Raw genomic sequence first — 16,285 nt, forward strand, 5'->3', positions numbered from 1 at the left:
TCTTTCTCTCCTGATCTTATTTAGAGGCTTTAATCAGTTCGATAAAGTGATCGAACAACGGTGCGGCATCGTGCGGCCCCGGGCTGGCTTCCGGGTGACCCTGGAAGCTGAACGCCGCTTTATCGGTGCGGTGGATGCCCTGCACCGTGTGGTCAAACAGCGAGGTGTGCGTCACGCGCAGGTTGGCCGGCAGGTTGCTGTCATCAACGGCGAAGCCGTGGTTCTGTGCGGTGATCATCACGGTGTTATTGTCGTGATCTTTCACCGGGTGGTTACCGCCGTGGTGGCCAAGCTTCATCTTCACGGTTTTCGCACCGCTTGCCAGCGCCAGCAGCTGATGGCCGAGGCAGATGCCGAAGATCGGGATCTCGGTTTCCAGCAGGCGTTTAATCGCGGTAATGGCGTAGTCGCAAGGCTCCGGATCGCCAGGACCGTTGGAGAGGAACACCCCGTCCGGGTTGAGCTTCAGCACCTCTTCTGCCGGGGTCTGCGCCGGCACCACCGTCAGGCGGCAGCCGCGATCGACCAGCATACGCAAAATGTTGCGCTTCACGCCGTAGTCGTAGGCCACCACGTGGAATGGCAGGTCAGCAGCGGCTTTCTCGGCCGGCAGTTCGCCTTCCAGCGTCCAGCTGCCCTGCTGCCAGCTGTAAGGCTGTGCCACAGTCACTTCTTTCGCCAGATCCATCCCCTTCAGGCCCGGAAAAGCTTTGGCTTTTGCCAGGGCTTCGGCGGCGTCCAGTGCGTCTCCGGCGATGATGCAGCCGTTCTGCGCCCCTTTCTCACGCAGCAGACGGGTCAGCTTACGCGTATCGATATCGGCAATCGCGACAATGTTGTTGCGCGTCAGATAGTCAGACAGGCCTTCTTCATTGCGGTAGTTGCTGGCAATCAGCGGCAGGTCGCGGATAACTAATCCCTGAGCGTGTACCTGAGTGGATTCTGCGTCAGCGGCGTTAGTGCCGACATTGCCGATATGGGGATAAGTGAGAGTGACGATCTGGCGGGAATAGGAAGGATCAGTGAGGATTTCTTGATAACCGGTCATTGAAGTGTTGAAAACAACTTCTCCCACTGCCGATCCGGTTGCCCCGATGGCCCGACCGTGGAATTGGGTTCCGTCTTCCAGAACCAAGAGCGCTGACTTAATCAAAACATCCTCCAGGGAATAAACAGTCACAATATCTGCATATTAATTCAGGGATGACCCCAAAATCAATGCAAAAACTGCCTGACTGCCCAGTTTTTGGCAAATTGGGCGCATTCTAATGATAGCCCTGGCGAAAGTCTACCCTGCGCGCCACTTTTTCTGCGTTTTTTAACTCACTGAGTGGAAAGTCGGATGATTTACCCTGAAAACAGCACATATCCTGGCAATAAAAACGGTTGCCTGCCAGCTTCTGCATAATTTCTGGTGTGAAAGAGTAAAAAAGTGGACCAAATGGTCAAAATTAGCGTTATGAGCGAGAAAAAAAGAAGGGTAATCTAACTTTATAGCGGTAATGATTAAACATTAATGACAAACAGCTATTTTTCTAAAAATAAAAAGGGCAATAAAATTATTGCCCATCCAATCAAAACGTTATGATTGAAATAACCACATCACGATGGTGCACAACACTTATAAATCATCCAGGCTAAGCACGCTTCTCATGTCATGAAGACCACTTTTATGCGCCTTTAACCAGACAGCTGCACGAACTGCGCCATTAGCGAAGGTCATGCGGCTTGAAGCCTTGTGGGTAATCTCTACTCGCTCGCCAACATCAGCAAACATCGCGGTGTGCTCGCCGACGATATCCCCGGCGCGCACGGTGGCGAAACCGATAGTCTGCGCTTCACGCTCACCGGTGTGGCCTTCACGCGCATAGACCGCATGCTCGTTCAGGTTCCAGTTCATCGCATCAGCAATGGCTTCCCCCATTGCCAGCGCCGTACCTGATGGTGCATCAACCTTATGACGGTGGTGCGCTTCGATAATTTCGATATCCGCATAGTCACCCATCACTTTTGCCGCCTTCTCCAACAGCTTCAGCACCAGATTGACGCCAACGCTGAAATTAGCCGCAAATACGATACCAATCTCTTGCGCTGCGGCTTTGATCGCCGCTTTGCCTGCCTCATCAAAACCGGTGGTGCCAATCACCATCGCTTTCTTATGCTGACGGCAAAATGCCATATAGTGCAGCGTGCCTTCCGGGCGGGTGAAGTCGATCAGTACGTCGAAGTCATTAACCACGGCATCCAGATTGTCGCTGACCTTGATACCCAGTGCGCCACAGCCCGCCAGTTCACCTGCATCGGCGCCAACCAGCGATGAGCCAGCACGGACAATGGCTGCGCCCAGACGCGCCCCCTCAGCCTGTTCAGTTGCCTGAATCAGCTGACGCCCCATACGCCCTGCGGCTCCCACAATGGCGATACGGATTTCTGCATTACTCATAATTATTCATTCCTGACCAATAGTTATACTCTCAACAATTCGCGTTACAGGAAGGCGGCAAGCCAGTGAATCCCGGCAACACAGATAACCCTGTGACCGGGGTGAACGGGCGTAGCCAACGCACCTGTCGCTTGAAAATGACGAGTATAGGCATGTAAAGCGCATTCAGATTAGCCACGCGTTAATCCCTGCGCCACAACTAAAAACACATAATAAGAATTTTACGCCAGCGCGTGAGGATTATCAGTAAAACAGATTTCGTAAGGATTGGGGAAAGGAAATGATTAAGCATGGCAGCCGTAACGTGGCGTTATCGGCGCAGCGAGTTTGAACACGGACAGCGCACAACACCCGGAGCGTACACGTAGTACGTGAGGAGTGTGAGCACTGCCCAGGTTCAAAATAGCAGGTAAAATAGCCGCCCTCAAGTGATCTGCTTTACCTCTACGCGCAGCTCTTTCGGCACTTCAAACACGATATTCTCTTCACGGCCAATCAGCTCGACAGCATCGACGCCGCCCAGCTCATTGAGACGCTGGATCACCTGCTGCACCAGAATATCCGGCGCGGAGGCACCGGCAGTCACGCCAACACAGCCGACGCCGCGCACCCACTCTTCCTGAATATCATCAGCCGAGTCGATCAGGCGCGCCAGCTTACCAGCACGCTGTGCCAGCTCCGCCAGGCGGTTAGAGTTTGAAGAGTTCTTCGACCCCACCACCAGCACCACGTCCGCATCGCGTGCCAGCGTGCGCACCGCTTCCTGACGGTTGGTGGTGGCGTAGCAGATATCGTCCTTGCGCGGGCCAACAATCTTCGGGAAACGCTCACGCAGGGCGTCAATCACCTCGTAGGTGTCATCCACCGACAGCGTGGTCTGCGTCATAAAGCACAGGTTATTTTCATCCTTAACCTGTAACTTCCAGACATCCGCAGGGGCTTCAACCAGATACATGCCGCCCTTCGGGTTGCTGTACTGGCCCATGGTGCCTTCCACTTCCGGGTGACCGGCATGACCAATCAGGATAGCCTCGGTGCCTTTACGGCTGGCGCGCGCCACTTCCATATGCACTTTGGTCACCAGCGGACAGGTGGCATCGAACAGCATCGTCAAGTCGCGCGCTTTGGCTTCCGCACGCACCGCCTGAGAGACCCCGTGCGCAGAGAAGATCAGGATCGACGCGTCCGGCACTTCACCGATATCTTCAATAAAGATCGCCCCGCGCTCGCGCAGGCTGTTGACCACGTAACGGTTATGCACCACTTCGTGACGCACATAGATCGGCGCACCGTACATTTCCAGCGCTCGCTCGACAATACTGATAGCACGATCAACGCCTGCGCAGAAACCGCGCGGGTTAGCCAACAGGATCTGCATTGCTGGTCTCCAGTACCGGATCAATCTCCAGCACTTCTACGTCAAAGTGAATGGTCTGCCCGGCCAGCGGGTGGTTGAAATCCACGGTAATGGAATCCCCGGAGATCTCGCGGATCACCCCCGGCATTTCGTTACCGTCCATGCCGCTGAACAGCATGATGGCGCCGATTTCCGGCTCCCCGGCCTCGACAAAATCGCGGCGCGAGAAGTACTGCACCAGATCCGGGCTGATACCGCCAAACGCGTCGGCCGCTTCCAGCGCGAACGCCGCTTTCCCGCCAACCGGCAGGCCCAGCAGATGGCTTTCCAGCCCCTCTGACAGGCTGCCATCGCCGAGGCAAAACAGCGCAGGCTTACCGTTGCTGCGCGTTGACTCCGCCGTGGAACCATCCGCCAGCTTTAAGGTGAAATGCACCAGCACTGCGCTGTCATGCTGTACAGAATCAGTCATGCCTTACCCTTTATTCTTAGCCTGCTTGCTGGCCGGGGTGATAAACCCTTCCAGCACGATCAGCGCGGCACCAATACAGATACCGCAGTCGGCAATATTAAACGTGGCGAAGTGCCAGTCACCGACGTAGAAGTCGATAAAATCCACCACAAAGCCATGATATGCCCTGTCGAACAGGTTGCCCAATGCGCCACCGACAATCAGCGCATAGGCGATGTTATTCAGTTTATTGCTCGCCGCCGTGCGGTACATCATCACCAGCAGCACCACCACAATGGCAATGGCAATTCCGGCGAAGAACCAGCGCTGCCAGCCACCTTTATCGGCGAGGAAGCTGAACGCCGCGCCGTAGTTGTGAGCATAAAAGAAGTTGAAGAACGGCATCACGGACATCGATTCGTGCAGCATCAGATTATTCATAATCCACTGCTTACTGGCGAAATCGATGCCAATCACCACCAATACCAGCCACAGCCAGCGTAATCCGCTTGAGAGAACAGGTCTTTTCATCATGCAAACTTACGCTGTTCGCCGCTGCCCGCGACGTTAGAGGCACAGCGGCCACAGACGTCAGCGTGTTCAGCGTTTTGGCCGATATCGCTAGTGTAATGCCAGCAGCGTGGGCATTTCTCGCCTTCTGCTTTATGCAGGGCAATTTTCAGACCTTTCACCACGTCGCTCTGCTGCGCTTCATCCGTTGCCAGCGCGTAATCCGCTACCTGCGCACCGGAGGTCAGCAGCACAAAGCGCAGCTCTTCGCCCAGGCTGGTCAACTTAGCAGCCAGCGCGGCATCGGCATACAGCGTGACGCTGGCTTCCAGCGAGCCGCCGATACGCTTATCGGCACGCGCCTGCTCGATCACCTTGTTCACTTCGCCGCGCACTTTCAGCAGCTCCGCCCAGTAGGCATCGTTCATCGGTTCGTTATCCGCCAGGCTGAACAGCCCGTCGAACCACTCTTCGGTGAACACATACTGGCTGCGTTTACCCGGCAGGTAGCCCCAGATCTCATCCGCAGTGAAGGACATGATCGGCGCCATCCAGCGCACCAGCGCTTCCACGATGTACCACAGCGCGGTCTGGCAGCTGCGGCGCGCCAGGCCATCGGCTTTGGCGGTGTACTGGCGATCTTTAATGATATCCAGGTAGAAGGAGCCCATTTCGACCGAGCAGAACTGCATCAGGCGCTGGACCACTTCATGGAAGTCATACGCTTCATAGGAGGCAACGATATCGTTCTGTGCTGCCAGCGCACGGCCAACTGCCCAGCGGTCAACCACCACCATCTCTTCCGGTTTCACCATGTCGGTTTCCGGGTTGAAGCCCGCGAGGTTGGCCAGCAGGAAGCGCGCGGTGTTACGGATACGACGATAGCTGTCGGCAGAGCGCTTGAGGATCTCGTCGGAAACCGCGATCTCGCCGGAGTAGTCGGTGGATGCTACCCACAGGCGCAGAATGTCAGCACCGAGCTTGTTCATTACATCCTGCGGGCTCACGGTGTTGCCCAGCGATTTGGACATCTTGCGGCCCTGGCCGTCAACGGTGAAGCCGTGGGTCAGTACCTGGCGATAAGGCGCTTTGCCCTTCATCGCGGTGGAGATCATCAGCGAGGACATAAACCAGCCGCGGTGCTGGTCAGAACCTTCCAGATACATGTCCGGGGTATGGCCACCAAACTCTGGGCGAGCATCCACTACCGAGTAGCTGGTTGAACCGGAGTCGAACCACACGTCCAGGGTATCCTGCACTTTGACGTAGTGATCGGCGTCGGCGCCCATCAGATCGCGCGGATCGAGGTCCCACCACGCCTGAATGCCGTCCTGCTCAACCCGCTGCGCGACTTTCTCCATCAGCGCCAGCGAGTCCGGGTGCAGCTGCTCGGTGTCTTTATGCACAAACAGCGACATCGGCACGCCCCAGGTACGCTGACGCGAGATGCACCAGTCAGGACGGTTGGCAACCATCGACTCGATACGTGCCTGGCCCCAGTCCGGGATCCACTGCACGCCTTTAATCTCTTTCAGCGACTGCGCACGCAGGCCTTTCTGATCCATGCTGATAAACCACTGCGGGGTAGCACGGAAGATGATCGGGGTTTTGTGGCGCCAGCAGTGCGGGTAGCTGTGATGCAGTTTTTCCACATGCAGCAGCGCACCCTTTTCACGCAGCAGCTCAACAATCAGGTCGTTGGCTTTAAAGACGTTAACCCCATCAAGGCCAGGGTAAGTGCCCGGCAGGAAGCTGCCGTCCGGGCCGACCGGATTAGCGACTTCGATACCGTATTTCTGCCCAATGACAAAGTCATCCGGGCCGTGGCCTGGCGCCGTATGTACCGCACCGGTACCCGCATCCAGCGTCACGTGCTCACCCAACACCACCGGGGAAACGTGGCCGAGGAACGGGTGCTGGAAGCCCATCAGCTCCAGCTCGGCGCCTTTCACTTCGCCCAGCACGTTCCACTCTGCAACACCGGCACGCTTCATGACGCTATCGACCAGGTCTTTCGCCAGGATCAGCGCACGACCGTCGATCTGTACCAGCTGATAGTCAAACTCAGGGTGCAGAGAGATAGCGCGGTTGGCCGGCATGGTCCACGGGGTGGTGGTCCAGATCACCAGGGCAATCGGGCCATTGACCGCAGCAGCGCCAAATTTGGCGGCAACCGCGTCTTTATCAACGGCGTTAAACATCACGTCGATAGACGGTGAAGTTTTGTCGTAATACTCCACTTCCGCTTCAGCCAGCGCGGAGCGGCAGTCCAGGCACCAGTGCACCGGCTTAGCGCCTTTGTGCAGATGGCCGTTACCGATAATTTTACCCAGCGCACGGATGATGTTCGCTTCGGTTTGGAAGTTCATCGTCAGGTATGGGCGATCCCAGTCACCCAGCACGCCAAGGCGGATGAAATCAGCTTTCTGTCCTTCAACCTGCTCTGCGGCATAGGCACGGCAGGCAGCGCGGAACTCAGCGGCGCTGACTTTCTCGCCCGGCTTACCGATCATCTGCTCAACTTTGTGCTCGATAGGCAGACCATGGCAGTCCCAGCCGGGAACATAAGGGGAGTCATAGCCCGCCATGCCTTTCGACTTAACGATAATGTCTTTCAGAATCTTGTTAACTGAGTGACCAATATGAATACTGCCGTTGGCGTAAGGAGGGCCATCGTGCAGGATAAAGGTTTTTTTCCCTTTTTTGGCTTCGCGGATGATGCCGTACAGCTTGTCATCATACCAACGTTGCAGCATGCCCGGTTCGCGTTTGGCCAGATCGCCACGCATTGGGAACCCCGTTTCCGGCAAATTCAGGGTAGATTTATAGTCACTCATCAGATTCTCGGTTCCGTATGTCGGTTCTGTTTACACTTAAACCGATGCGTTCAGCCCAAAAAAGCGGCGGGCAGTCAGCACATCGTTAGCAATTTGTTCTTTCAGCGCGTCAAACGAGGCAAAACGCTGCTCGTTACGCAGTTTGTCACGCAGCACCACTTCAATATGGCGCCCGTACAGGTCCATCGATACGTCCAGCAGGTGCACTTCCAGCTGCTGACGTAGCCCGCCTATCGTGGGACGCGTGCCGATATTGGCCACGCCGGGAAGCGGTTTATCCCCCAGCCCCAGCACTTCAACGGCATACACCCCTTTCACCGGGGAGACCGTGCGCTTAAGCGGCAGATTAGCGGTAGGAAAACCGATGGTGCGGCCCAGCGCATCGCCATGCACGACACGGCCTGAAATGCTGAAGGGACGCCCCAGCAGGACGTTAGCCAGTGCCAGATTGTCATCTGACAGCGCCTGGCGAATCGCAGTACTGCTGATGCGCTTACCGTCATCGCAAAAGGTCTGGGTACTGATGACATCAAAGCCATACTCGACGCCAGCCTTCTGTAATAACAGGAAATCACCCTGGCGACCAGCGCCAAAGCGGAAATCATCTCCGACGGCCAGGAACTTTACATCCAGCTTATCGACCAGCAGGTCGGTGACAAAACTTTGTGCCGTATGGGCAGCAAAGCGGCGGTCAAAGCGCACGCACAGCACGGCATCAACGCCCGCCTGCTGGAGGTAGCGCACTTTCTCGCGCAGGCGCGTCAGGCGTGCCGGGGCTTTATCCGCTGCAAACAGCTCCAGCGGTTGAGGTTCAAACAGCATTACCATTACCGGCAAGTTGCGCTGACGCCCCTCTTCGCACAGTTGTGCCAGCAGCGCCTGATGGCCGCGATGTACGCCATCGAAGTTGCCGATGGTCAGTACGCAGCCGCGATGCTGCTCTCTAAGGTTATGTATGCCGCGGATAAACTTCATGGCTGGCTCAAATTTGTGGAAATCGGCGGATTATACCTTGTACAGCCAGGAAGGTTAACCCGCGATTCATCACTTTCATGCTATACCCGCGCCATTTCGTTCTGTATGGTGCTGATCCTGAGCGTATTGATATTTTTCTTGTGATTGAGCTGTATTCGCCATGCCGAAGCTGATAGAATCTTGCGCCATCGAAACGTAACCAAGTGCCATTGTTTCATCGGCGCTTATTTGCACAAATCCATTGACAACCGAAGGCGAAAAGGGCATATTCCTCGGCCTTTGAATTGTCCTCATAGAACTATTTGGGAGTTGGACCTTGGCTAATATCAAATCAGCTAAGAAACGCGCTGTAACGTCTGAGAAGCGTCGTAAGCACAACGCTAGCCGTCGTTCAATGCTGCGTACTTTTATCAAGAAAGTTTACGCGGCAATCGCTACTGGCGATAAAGCAGCTGCGCAGAACGCATTTAACGATATGCAACCAATTGTGGACCGTCAGGCAGCTAAAGGCCTGATCCACAAGAACAAAGCTGCACGCCATAAAGCTAACCTGGCTGCACAGATCAGCAAACTGGCTTAATGTCAGCGTGTTAATCGAGCTTTGATAAAGAAACCGGCCTGGCCGGTTTTTTTATGCCCAAAATTTGGCAAACCGCTCAGGAATCCCAAATTGCACCATAGGCCGCCACCCTGCGCGCCTCACAGCCCCCGACAACATAGTCCGTCAGCTTACGATTAGCGATGCAGATCACCGCCTCCGCCCCGCTCTCTTCTACCTTCTGTAACGCCAACTGCAGCAAATCAGGTTTACCGTGTGCATCGGTATCCCAGATCAGCACGTCGGGCTGAAGGCGAATGATTTCATCCACAAAACTGTCGCCGTAGGTCAGACGCGGATTACGCGTCGACCAGATTAAGCGCCGGGGTGTGCCTGGCGCCATCAGATGCGGCAGCAGCGGGCCAATGCCGCTGCCGGTGGCAACGTACACCACTGAGTGAAAAATTTTTCCTACGCTGCCCACGCCCGGCGTCGGCAAACCTTTAAACCATACGTGATCCGGCGGCGAGTCGATAAAGCGCCCGGTCCAGTCACCGGCGCGCGAGATCAGCATGCGGCAGCCCGACCCGCTGCCGAGGGGAATGTTGGCAAAGGCGTGCCACTCATCTAGCGGCGCCCGACTAATCGCAAATGACGAGCCGGGGAAAGGATCCCGCGGCAGCGAGAAAGTGACGATGGCCGCGTGCGATGAAGGGCGCTCAACCTGCACCGCAACTTTACGCAGGCGCAGCCAGGGCAGGATGATGCTGGCGGTGATGGTCAGCAGTGCCCAGAATGCGGGTGTTTCAATCAACGCCTGCCATGACCACTGCCCGCCGTGGCAGTCGCGAATAAAGCAGGTTACCTGTAGCCATGACAGCAGCAGGGCGAGCCAGCCAACGTAGCGGTGCGCATGCTCAAACAGATTATGGTAGCGCGCACGCACAGCCGGCAGCGCCAGAATCACAATGGTCAGCAGCAGCGCGGCCAGCATCGCCGTGACCGTCAGCAGCATCAGGGAAACATTGGGCAGCGCGTGGCAGTGATGGTAATAGACCGCCGCGCTGAAAACCATCAGCCACAGGCAGGCAAACAGTGCACAGCCGGAGTGCAGACCGCCAAAATGATACACTTTCGCCAGCTGCCTGCGTACTGATAAGGGCCAGTGCAGCGGGGTATGCCAGACCAGGCGAAATAAAAAGTTGATGATATATTGCTGACGAATAAGCACCGCCACAGTCAGATTAATAATAACCATGTTGCCGATTTCAATCAGATGAATGCCTTTTTCTGACCACCAGTGCCCACCTGTTAATCCATAGCTGAACAGACTGAGGTTCACCAGCGCGACCAGCAGGAACAAATACTGATAGTGGCTGAGCACTAGCCGACGACTTTTGTGGCTGGCCAGCGCGGGAATGGGGAGCAGCGCCGCGCTGCCCGCTTCTGGCAGCGTACTGTTGGTCTCTTCCAAGGCGACTCTCCCGAACGCATCCCTCGGCAGAAACAGCGTTCCGCCGGGAATGTCATTCAAATATAGTGAAAATAAACCTGAGCAGGTTCAGTTAACTTCACGTAACAGAGTATTCAAGGATGATAGCGCGGTAAATAGCCGGGATTAATTTGAGAATTTCGCTATTATTTACCCGCAGAAAAGCCGCCTGATTCCAGTAATTAATGGCAGTGAAATAAAAGAGCAGGCTTATTATTAGCGAAGGAGTGATTGCCGCCTGAATATTAATCGGGCTGGGTAAAAAGCTGAGAAAAATCTTTATTGCAGATACGCTGCACCGCCGGATGCTGGATCATCCGCTCGGCAAAAATAACATGATACTCTTCCATTACCGTATCAAGCCGCCCCAGTTCAACAATTCCCTCGTGCTGAAAACTCTCCTGCCCGTACAGCGTTGGCGCAACAAAAATCGCCCGGTTCGCCGCGCCAAAGGCTTTCATCAGGGCGGCATCGTCAAACTCGCCGAGGATATCCACCTCCAGCCCCTGCGTTTGAAACCAGTTGAGCAGCTTGCGGCCGAGCATTGAACGCCGCCCGGGGATCAGCAGCTTGCGCGTGCTGAGGCAGTGCGGAAATGCCGTTTCCGGCAGCGGCGCGTGGCACCAGAAGCTGACGCTGCACTCGCCGAGTTTTACCGAGAACAGCCCTTCCTGCTGCGAGGAGTCGACCGGGCAGTCGGAGAGGATCATATCCAGCTTATGCTGGCTGAGCTGCTCCAGCAGCAGTTCATGGGTCGATTCAAAACAGCGCAGATGGATCGGCTCTTCCGCCACCACCGCCGTTTCCAGCACTTTACTCACCAGCCGCTTGGAGAGCGCATCCGCCACGCCCACGTCGAACAGCAGGTTAGCCTCCTTGCGGTAGTTGACGATATCCAGCATCTCATGGCTAAGCGTAAACATGCGGTCAGCATAGCGAAACACCAGCTGGCCCAGCTCCGACGGCACCAGCCCCCGCCCCTGGCGCTTGAACAGCTTACCCTGCAGGCGCTCTTCCAGCGTTTTTAGCTGGCCGGTGACGGTCTGCGAAGTGAGGTTGAGAACCTCCGCCGCGCCCGCCACCGAGCCGGTTTTACACACCTGCCAGAAATAGTAGAGGTGGTTGTAGTTCATCTGCGCCATAGCTGGGCCAAACCGTTAAGCGTGCTTCTGCGGGGCTGGGCGCAGTTTGAAGTAAAGCAGCACATAGCCCAGTACCGCCGACAGCACCGACCCGCTAAGGATGCCCAGCTTGGCCAGCGTCACCATCTCTTCATGTGCGGCGTCAAACGCCAGCGAGGCGATAAAGATCGACATGGTAAAGCCAATCCCACACAGCACACCCACCGCGGCAATATCCACCATCTTGGTATTTTCCGGCAGCGCCGCAATTTTTAACTTCACCGACAGCCAGCAAATCAGCGTGATCCCCAGCGGCTTACCGACCAGCAGACCAAGGATAATCCCCAGCGGTACCATCGAGAACAGGCCGTCAATGGAGACGCCAGTCAGTGAAACACCGGCATTAGCAAAGGCGAACAGCGGCAGGATCAGCCAGCTGACCCACGGGTGCAAGCCGTGTTCCAGCTCGATAGAAGGTGAATGCCCATCCTGCTTTTTCAGCGGGATTAACAGCCCGACAATCACACCGGCCAGCGTAGCGTGCACACCCGACTTCAGCACCGCCACCCACAGCACCATGCCGACCAGCAGATATACCGAAGTTTTCCGCACGCCGCACAGGTTGAGTATCACCAGCACCGCGATCGACGCCGCCGCGACGCCGAGTGAGACCAGCGATAAATCGTGGGTATAGAAGAAGGCGATAATCACAATGGCGCCAAGGTCATCGATCACCGCCAGCGCCATCAGGAACATTTTCAGCGCCGGAGGTACGCGGCTGCCCAGCAGGGCGAGGATACCCAGCGCGAAAGCGATATCCGTCGCGGCCGGGATTGCCCAACCGTGGATCGCCAGCTCATCGCTGTGGTTCAGCGCCGCATAAATCAACCCTGGGGCTACCATGCCGCCCAGGGCGGCAATCAGCGGGAACATCGCTTTCTCACGCCCTTTCAGCGAGCCCATCAACAGCTCGCGCTTCACTTCCAGACCGATCATCAGGAAGAACAGCGCCATCAGGGCATCGTTGATCCACAGCAGCAGGTCTTTATTGATGTCCAGCGCGCCGAAGCGGAACTGCACCGGCATGGCCAGAATGGCCTGGTAAGCCTGCTGCGTGCTGGCGTTATTGGCGAGAAACATCGCCACTGCCGCAGCAACGATCAGCACCACGCCGCCGGTGGCGTCATTTTTTAACAGTTTTTTGAGAAAGAGGTTCATTACAGACTCCGCTGAATATCCAGATGTTGTCAATCAGATAGCGGATAGCATACGCCGTTAAACCGCTCGAAAAAAACAGTTTATACAGCGCGAAAGGTTCGGTATTTACGAGGATTAAGGGGTAAGGGCCGATCTTTTTATATCGATCGGCCCTGAGGCTGGCAGATTAGCGGGTTAAATCGTCGAAGAATTTCTTCACGCCGTCGAAGAAACTTTTAGAACGCGGGCTGTTATGTTCGCCGGAAGGACCGCCAAAGCTCTCTTCCAGTTCACGCAGCAGCGCTTTCTGTTTCTCGTTCAGGCTGACCGGGGTTTCGACCACCACGCGGCACAGCAGGTCACCCTGAGCACCACCGCGCACCGATTTCACACCTTTACCACGCATGCGGAACAGCTTGCCGGTCTGCGTTTCCGCAGGCACCTTCAGCTTGACGCGGCCATCAAGGGTCGGCACTTCAATTTCACCGCCCAGTGCGGCCATCACAAAGTTGATTGGCACTTCGCAATACAGGTTGTTCTCTTCACGTTCGAAGATGTTGTGCTTACGCACCTGCACCTGAACGTAGAGATCGCCCGCTGGCGCACCCTGCTCACCCGCTTCGCCTTCGCCGGTCAGCCGGATGCGGTCACCGGTATCAACACCGGCCGGGATTTTCACCGACAGGGTTTTCGACTTCTCAACCCGGCCATGACCGTGGCAGGCGTTGCACGGATCTTTAATCACCGAACCGCGACCGTGACAGGTTGGACACGCCTGCTGAACGGTAAAGAAGCCCTGGCGCATCTGCACCTGGCCTGCCCCGTGACAGGTCTGGCAGGTTTGCGGCTTCGTCCCCGCTTTCGCGCCGCTACCGTGGCAAACGTCACACTCTTCCAGGGTTGGAATGCGGATCTCTTTGGTCACGCCGCGTACCGCTTCTTCCAGCGACAGCTCCATGTTGTAGCGTAAATCAGCACCGCGAGCGGCGCGCTGCTGACGGCGGCCTCCGCCAAAGATATCGCCGAATACGTCGCCAAAGATATCGCTGAAGTCAGCACCGCCGCCGCCGCCAAAGCCGCCGCCGTAGCCACCGCCACCACCCTGTTCAAAGGCTGCATGGCCGTACTGATCGTAAGCCGCACGTTTCTGCGCATCGGTCAGAATTTCGTAGGCTTCTTTTACCTCTTTAAACTGCTCTTCGGCACCTTCGCCCTGGTTGCGGTCAGGGTGGAATTTCATTGCCAGGCGTTTGTAAGCCTTTTTGATCTCACGCTCATCCGCAGATTTGGATACGCCTAAAACCTCGTAATAGTCTCTTTTCGCCATTGTTGTTGTTCCTGCCCTTAACATGCGTGCACGGGCGTAGGATTTCTCCGACGCCCGTGCTGGTTATCATCGGTGGCAATGACTGCCACCGTGCCCGCTCAAGGGCGATTATTTTTTGTTGTCTTTCACTTCTTCGAATTCAGCGTCGACAACATCATCGTCTTTCTTCGCACCGTCGGTGGCATCAGCTGCGCCGCCAGCGGCCTGCTGCTGCTGGGCGAACTCCATCAGCTTGCCGGACACTTCCATCAGAGCCTGCATTTTGGCTTCGATTTCCGCTTTATCCTCGCCTTTCAGCGCGGTGTTCAGCTCAGCCAGTGCGGCTTCGATTGGCGCTTTGTCGTCTGCTGGCAGTTTGTCGCCCGCTTCGTCCAGCTGCTTACGCGTGCTGTGCGAGACCTGGTCACCCTGGTTACGGGTCTGCACCAGCTCTTCGAACTTACGGTCAGACTCAGCGTTAGCTTCGGCATCACGCACCATTTTTTCGATCTCTTCGTCATTCAGACCGGAAGAGGCTTTGATGGTGATCTTCTGCTCTTTACCGCTATTTTTGTCTTTCGCAGACACGTGCAGAATACCGTCAGCATCGATGTCGAAGGTCACTTCGATCTGTGGCATACCGCGCGGCGCCGCCTGAATACCGTCGAGGTTGAACTGGCCCAGCGATTTGTTATCCGCTGCACGCTTACGCTCACCCTGCACCACGTGAATGGTTACCGCAGACTGGTTGTCTTCAGCGGTAGAGAACACCTGGCTGTGCTTGGTTGGGATGGTGGTGTTCTTAGCGATCAGTGAAGTCATCACGCCGCCCATGGTTTCGATACCCAGCGACAGCGGGGTAACGTCCAGCAGCAGAACGTCTTTCACTTCACCGGCCAGCACGCCGCCCTGAACCGCAGCACCTACAGCAACCGCTTCGTCCGGGTTAACGTCTTTACGTGGCTCTTTACCAAAGAACTCAGCAACCTTCGCCTGCACCATTGGCATACGCGTCTGACCACCGACCAGGATCACGTCGTTGATGTCAGAAACCGACAGGCCAGCATCCTGCAGAGCCACTTTCAGCGGCTCGATAGAGCGTGCAACCAGGTCTTCTACCAGTGATTCCAGCTTCGCACGGGTCACTTTAATGTTCAGGTGCTTAGGACCTGTTGCATCAGCGGTGATGTACGGCAGGTTCACGTCGGTCTGCTGTGCAGAAGAGAGCTCAATTTTCGCTTTCTCTGCGGCTTCTTTCAGACGCTGCATTGCCAGCGGATCGTTGTGCAGATCGATGCCCTGATCTTTCTTAAATTCAGCCACCAGATAGTTGATCATACGGCTGTCGAAGTCTTCACCACCCAGGTGGGTATCACCGTTGGTTGCCAGAACTTCGAAGGTTTTTTCGCCGTCAACTTCGTCGATTTCGATAATAGAGATATCGAAAGTACCACCACCCAGGTCATATACCGCGATAGTGCGGTTGCCCTGACCTTTATCCAGACCGTAGGCCAGTGCCGCAGCGGTTGGTTCGTTGATGATACGTTTTACTTCCAGACCGGCGATACGACCGGCATCTTTCGTTGCCTGACGCTGCGCATCGTTGAAGTAAGCCGGTACAGTGATAACCGCTTCAGTCACTGGCTCGCCCAGGTAATCTTCCGCCGTTTTCTTCATTTTCTTCAGCACTTCAGCAGAGATCTGCGGAGGTGCAACACGCTGGCCTTTCACGTCAAGCCATGCGTCGCCATTATCAGCGCCGACGATTTTGAACGGCATGATTTTAATATCACGCTGTACTTCTTCGTCCTGGAAGCGACGGCCAATCAGGCGCTTAATCGCAAACAGGGTATTCTGCGGGTTAGTCACCGCCTGACGTTTAGCTGGCTGACCGACCAGTGTTTCACCATCCTGAGTGTAAGCGATGATCGATGGCGTAGTGCGATCGCCTTCTGCATTCTCCAGTACACGCGCTTTGCCGCCATCCATGATAGCTACACAAGAGTTAGTTGTGCCCAGGTCAATACCAATAATCTTACCCATTGAAACGTCTCCCAC

The 16,285-nt window shown here is 55.9% G+C and carries 13 protein-coding genes; 1 reads left to right on the top strand and 12 read right to left on the bottom strand.

All coding sequences use genetic code 11. From position 1 onward, the window contains the following. Positions 1-16: 16 nt before the first annotated feature. The 7 genes from carA to ribF all read right to left on the bottom strand — a co-directional run bounded on the left by carA (position 17) and on the right by ribF (position 8,573). Positions 17-1,153 carry a glutamine-hydrolyzing carbamoyl-phosphate synthase small subunit gene (carA, locus tag ID864_RS05340; RefSeq protein ID WP_048914800.1) on the bottom strand — a complete coding sequence of 379 codons (1,137 nt, stop codon included), beginning with the start codon at positions 1,151-1,153 and terminating at the stop codon, positions 17-19. Positions 1,154-1,621: 468 nt separating this feature from the next. Then, positions 1,622-2,443: a 4-hydroxy-tetrahydrodipicolinate reductase gene (gene dapB / locus ID864_RS05345; protein WP_099753889.1), complete on the bottom strand. Its 822-nt coding sequence runs from the start codon at positions 2,441-2,443 to the stop codon at positions 1,622-1,624. A 424-nt stretch (positions 2,444-2,867) separates the two neighbouring features. After that, entirely contained in the window at positions 2,868-3,821 is a 954-nt protein-coding gene (ispH, locus tag ID864_RS05350; RefSeq protein WP_048914798.1) for a 4-hydroxy-3-methylbut-2-enyl diphosphate reductase, read from the bottom strand. Further along, positions 3,802-4,272, bottom strand: coding sequence for an FKBP-type peptidyl-prolyl cis-trans isomerase (gene fkpB, locus ID864_RS05355; protein ID WP_048914797.1), 471 nt, complete (start codon positions 4,270-4,272; stop codon positions 3,802-3,804). Before fkpB ends, ispH begins: the two co-directional genes overlap by 20 nt. A gap of 3 nt (positions 4,273-4,275) precedes the next feature. Then, positions 4,276-4,785, bottom strand: coding sequence for a signal peptidase II (lspA, locus tag ID864_RS05360; RefSeq protein ID WP_099753891.1), 510 nt, complete (start codon positions 4,783-4,785; stop codon positions 4,276-4,278). Next, a complete protein-coding gene (gene ileS / locus ID864_RS05365) occupies positions 4,782-7,598 on the bottom strand; it encodes an isoleucine--tRNA ligase (protein WP_048914795.1) in 2,817 nt (938 codons plus the stop codon). Before ileS ends, lspA begins: the two co-directional genes overlap by 4 nt. A 36-nt stretch (positions 7,599-7,634) precedes the next feature. Beyond that, positions 7,635-8,573, bottom strand: a complete 939-nt coding sequence (gene ribF / locus ID864_RS05370; RefSeq protein WP_048914794.1) for a bifunctional riboflavin kinase/FAD synthetase — start codon at positions 8,571-8,573, stop codon at positions 7,635-7,637. 316 nt (positions 8,574-8,889) lie between these two features. On the opposite strand from ribF, the gene rpsT reads away from it, so the two are divergent. Beyond that, entirely contained in the window at positions 8,890-9,153 is a 264-nt protein-coding gene (gene rpsT, locus ID864_RS05375) for a 30S ribosomal protein S20 (RefSeq protein WP_048914793.1), read from the top strand. Between the two features lie 76 nt (positions 9,154-9,229). Here rpsT and ID864_RS05380 read toward each other — a convergent pair whose 3' ends face one another. From ID864_RS05380 to dnaK, 5 genes are all read right to left on the bottom strand, one after another. Continuing rightward, positions 9,230-10,585: a ferredoxin reductase domain-containing protein gene (locus ID864_RS05380; RefSeq protein ID WP_224750420.1), complete on the bottom strand. Its 1,356-nt coding sequence runs from the start codon at positions 10,583-10,585 to the stop codon at positions 9,230-9,232. A gap of 263 nt (positions 10,586-10,848) precedes the next feature. Then, a complete protein-coding gene (gene nhaR, locus ID864_RS05385) occupies positions 10,849-11,745 on the bottom strand; it encodes a transcriptional activator NhaR (RefSeq protein ID WP_133624573.1) in 897 nt (298 codons plus the stop codon). A 15-nt stretch (positions 11,746-11,760) separates the two neighbouring features. Then, a complete protein-coding gene (gene nhaA / locus ID864_RS05390) occupies positions 11,761-12,942 on the bottom strand; it encodes a Na+/H+ antiporter NhaA (RefSeq protein ID WP_133624575.1) in 1,182 nt (393 codons plus the stop codon). Between the two features lie 166 nt (positions 12,943-13,108). Beyond that, the gene (gene dnaJ, locus ID864_RS05395) at positions 13,109-14,248 is read right to left on the bottom strand and encodes a molecular chaperone DnaJ (protein ID WP_048914790.1); all 1,140 of its coding nucleotides are present in this window, start codon (positions 14,246-14,248) and stop codon (positions 13,109-13,111) included. 108 nt (positions 14,249-14,356) lie between these two features. Next, complete coding sequence (gene dnaK / locus ID864_RS05400) at positions 14,357-16,270, bottom strand: molecular chaperone DnaK (protein ID WP_048914789.1); 1,914 nt, start codon at positions 16,268-16,270, stop codon at positions 14,357-14,359. Between the last annotated feature and the right edge of the window lie 15 nt (positions 16,271-16,285).

This window comes from Erwinia aphidicola, assembly GCF_014773485.1.
Lineage (GTDB): Bacteria > Pseudomonadota > Gammaproteobacteria > Enterobacterales > Enterobacteriaceae > Erwinia > Erwinia aphidicola.

Coding starts and splice junctions, on each gene's coding strand:
- lspA (WP_099753891.1), bottom strand. CDS start 4,785: ATGATGAAAAGACCTGTTCTCTCAAGCGGATTACGCTGGCTGTGGCTG.
- dnaJ (WP_048914790.1), bottom strand. CDS start 14,248: ATGGCGAAAAGAGACTATTACGAGGTTTTAGGCGTATCCAAATCTGCG.
- ileS (WP_048914795.1), bottom strand. CDS start 7,598: ATGAGTGACTATAAATCTACCCTGAATTTGCCGGAAACGGGGTTCCCA.
- nhaR (WP_133624573.1), bottom strand. CDS start 11,745: ATGGCGCAGATGAACTACAACCACCTCTACTATTTCTGGCAGGTGTGT.
- fkpB (WP_048914797.1), bottom strand. CDS start 4,272: ATGACTGATTCTGTACAGCATGACAGCGCAGTGCTGGTGCATTTCACC.
- ispH (WP_048914798.1), bottom strand. CDS start 3,821: ATGCAGATCCTGTTGGCTAACCCGCGCGGTTTCTGCGCAGGCGTTGAT.
- ribF (WP_048914794.1), bottom strand. CDS start 8,573: ATGAAGTTTATCCGCGGCATACATAACCTTAGAGAGCAGCATCGCGGC.
- dapB (WP_099753889.1), bottom strand. CDS start 2,443: ATGAGTAATGCAGAAATCCGTATCGCCATTGTGGGAGCCGCAGGGCGT.
- dnaK (WP_048914789.1), bottom strand. CDS start 16,270: ATGGGTAAGATTATTGGTATTGACCTGGGCACAACTAACTCTTGTGTA.
- nhaA (WP_133624575.1), bottom strand. CDS start 12,942: ATGAACCTCTTTCTCAAAAAACTGTTAAAAAATGACGCCACCGGCGGC.